Genomic DNA, 425 nt, shown 5'->3' with positions numbered 1-425 from the left:
GGTTCAGATAACTCGTTTCCGCTCGACTTGCATGTGTTAGGCCTGCCGCCAGCGTTCAATCTGAGCCATGATCAAACTCTTCAATTTAAGGTTTTGTTTGGCTCAATGAATACTGAACATTCCTTTCGCTAATAAATAGCAGAAGTAATGTTTGAATTGACTGTGCTGAATCTTTCGATTCAATGGTCACTTCGTATCATTGAAACCTAATTTGATACCGAAGTATCGAATTGGATTATCATCAACGAGTGCCCACACAGATTGATAGGTCTATATTGTTAAAGAGCTTGGCTTTCAGTGCCTTAGCACTCAAGCGAGGTGCGTATAATACGCTTTCCACTTTGAAAGTCAACATAAAATTCTAAACTTTTGTTTAAAACCTTATGTTGACTCGTCTGTATTCAGACAAGTCGGAAATAAAGCCT

The 425-nt window shown here is 38.8% G+C and carries 1 rRNA gene; it reads right to left on the bottom strand.

What is annotated here, in order from left to right:
• Positions 1-87, bottom strand: a 16S ribosomal RNA gene (locus IQR33_RS23855); the annotation flags it as partial.
• Positions 88-425 lie beyond the last annotated feature (338 nt).

Origin of the sequence: Vibrio sp. OPT46 (assembly GCF_015163535.1) — a bacterium.
In the GTDB taxonomy this organism is placed as follows: Bacteria; Pseudomonadota; Gammaproteobacteria; order Enterobacterales; family Vibrionaceae; genus Vibrio; species Vibrio alginolyticus.
This window is presented reverse-complemented; position numbering and strand designations above follow the sequence as displayed.